This is a genomic window from Streptomyces mexicanus, from assembly GCF_902506575.1.
In the GTDB taxonomy this organism is placed as follows: domain Bacteria; phylum Actinomycetota; class Actinomycetes; order Streptomycetales; family Streptomycetaceae; genus Streptomyces; species Streptomyces mexicanus.
This window is the reverse complement of record NZ_LR732628.1, coordinates 1-2,544: the sequence shown is the minus strand read 5'-3', so window position 1 is coordinate 2,544 and position 2,544 is coordinate 1. Positions and strand designations below refer to the sequence as shown.

The 2,544-nt window shown below is 74.8% G+C and carries 2 protein-coding genes and 1 pseudogene; all 3 read left to right on the top strand.

Annotation, left to right across the window (positions count from 1 at the left end):
• Positions 1 to 199 (top strand): annotated as a pseudogene (locus tag GV126_RS33725) (glycogen debranching N-terminal domain-containing protein); the annotation flags it as partial.
• Positions 200 to 330: 131 nt separating this feature from the next.
• Positions 331 to 1,089 (top strand): NUDIX hydrolase, encoded by a 759-nt coding sequence (locus GV126_RS33720; protein ID WP_159674960.1) that lies wholly within the window; start codon positions 331 to 333, stop codon positions 1,087 to 1,089.
• 140 nt (positions 1,090 to 1,229) lie between these two features.
• Positions 1,230 to 2,544, top strand: a 1,315-nt coding sequence (locus GV126_RS33715; protein ID WP_236570357.1) for an ABC transporter ATP-binding protein, incomplete at its 3' end; no start/stop codon positions are given.

The following is a 2,544-nucleotide window of genomic DNA, read 5'->3' as shown; positions in this document are numbered from 1 at the left end:
GCTGCTGACCGCCCTCGCGGGCGTCCGCCCCGACGCCCCGGCCCGGACGGTCACCCTCCGCCCGGTGCGCAGCGCACCCCTCGGCGAGATCGGCGTAAGAGGACTGCGGCTTGCCGGCGAGCCCTTCTCCGTGCGGGTGAGCAGACTCGGCCTCGCCTTGGTCGAGGAGGCGGCCGACGGACTGCAACTGGGAGCCTGACCTCGTACGACGCGGCACCGCACGCAGAAGGGAGGCGGAGCGTGAAAACCGGGGCCGACCTCAGCGGACCGACCCTCGCGGCGGCCGGAGAAGGGAGTGTTTATCGTCAGGCAGACGACTATGATCGCGGCATGCCCTACGACCCGTCAGCCTTTCCGCCCTTCGCCGTGACCGTGGACCTGGTCGTGCTGACCGTGCGCCGCCACTCCCTGTGCGCGTTGGCGGTGCGCAGGGCAGAGCCCCCCTTCCAGGGGCGCTGGGCGCTCCCCGGCGGCTTCGTGCGGGCCGACGAGGACCTGGCGCAGGCAGCGGCGCGCGAGCTGGCCGAGGAGGCGGGCCTGCGTGTCCACGACCCCTCCGCGCCCGCCGAGGACGGCAGCGCCCACTTGGAACAGCTCGCGACCTACGGAGATCCCAAACGCGACCCGCGCATGCGCGTCGTCAGCGTCGCGCACCTCGCCCTCGCGCCGGATCTGCCCGCTCCCCGGCCCGGCGGAGATGCGGACCGCGCCCGGTGGGCGCCCGTGGAGGAACTGCTCCAGCAAGGCGGCTACGACCGCGACGGCGAGCCGCCGGCCCCACTCGCCTTCGACCACGCCCAGATCCTCGCGGACGGAGTCGAACGCGCCCGCTCGAAGATCGAGTACTCGTCCCTGGCGACCGCGTTCTGCCCACCGGAGTTCACCGTCGGTGAACTGCGCCGGGTCTACGAGGCCGTGTGGGGCGTGGCCCTCGACCCGCGCAACTTCCATCGCAAGGTCACCGGCACCCCGGGCTTCCTCGTGCCCACCGGAGGGACGACCACCCGCCAGGGCGGCCGGCCGGCCCAGCTCTTCAGGGCCGGTGGCGCCACGTTGCTCAACCCGCCCATGCTGCGCCCCGAGGTCTGACTGCCACCACGCCCGTCGGCCGCGCCGGAAACCGGCTTTTCTTGCGAAGGGCGAACATCGGAGCGGGCCATGATGCCCGGCCGTCCGAACGCGCGCCGCGATACCCGAAAAAACGGACATAAAGCGCTATCTTGCTGCGGGTGATCCAGGCCTTCGGATTGACCAGCGACTCCCGCAAGGGCCTTCCGCCTGCCGTCGACGACGTTTCCTTCGAAGCGCACGCGGGACGCGTCACCGCGCTCCTCGGGACGGCGGGCGCGGGCAAGACGACCACGCTCAGACTCATGCTCGAACTCCAACAAGGCCGCGGCATCACCTACTTCAGGGGGCGTCCCCTGCACCGCATCCCCCACCCCGCGCGTGAGGTCGGTGTCCTGCTGGGCGACGTCCCCGGACACCCCTCGCGCACGGTCCGCGGCCATCTGCGCATGCTCTGCGCCGCGGCCGGGCTCCCGGCCCGCCGGGCCGACGAAGTCCTGGAGGCCGTCGGTCTCGTCAGCTTCCGGGAAGAGCGCCTGGGCACCCTCTCACGCGGCCTGGACCGGCGGCTGGGCCTGGCCTGCGCCCTGCTGCCCGAGCCGCACACCCTCGTGCTCGACGACCCGGCCGGTGGGCTGTCCGCACGGGAGGGCCGCTGGCTGCACGGCATGCTGCGCGCCCACGCGACCCAGGGCGGCACCGTCCTGTTCACCACCGCCGACCCCAAGGAAGCGGCCCGCACGGCCGACCGGGTCGTCACGCTCGACCGCGGCGCTCTCGTCGCCGACCAGGAAGCCACGGAGTTCGCCCGCAACCGGCTGCGCCCGCGGGTGGCCGTCCGCAGCCCGCACGCCGCTCGCCTCGCCGCCCTCCTGACCAAGGAGGCACGCGTCGCCCACCGCTCCGTGGAAGTCGTACGCGAGGACGGCAACCGCCTGTCCGTCTACGGCAGCTCGTGCGCCGACATCGGCGAGTCCGCGTTCCGGCACGGCATCCTCATTCACCAACTCGCCGACGAGGTGGGGGACATGGGACCCGGCGCCGGTGCCGCGCCCCCGGCCGGGCAGACGGCCGCGGAGCCTCCGGCGACGGACCCGGGCGCCGCGGTGGGGCGGCAGGGACCGGCACGGTCCGCGGGCGCGGGGCGGGACGAGCGCACGGGCGAAGACGCCCCCGAGGAGGCGGCGGTCTCCGCCCGGGCCGGCAGGCGTGCCGCACCGGCGGCGACCGGCGTGCGCGGCACGGGCCCCCGCGCCCCCGCGCACCTCGACGACGGGCACGCCGCCCATGCCGCTGCCCGGCCCGACGCGCCGGGCCCGTCGGCGGCCTCCGCACGCCACGCCGACGCGAACGGCACCGTGCCCACGGCATCCGAGACCGCCGTCGCGGCACGGCACCCCAGCCGCACCGCCACCCCCGGAGAACCGCCGAAGACCGCCGTCGCGGGAGAGTCCCCGAAGCCCCGTGCGGCAGGAC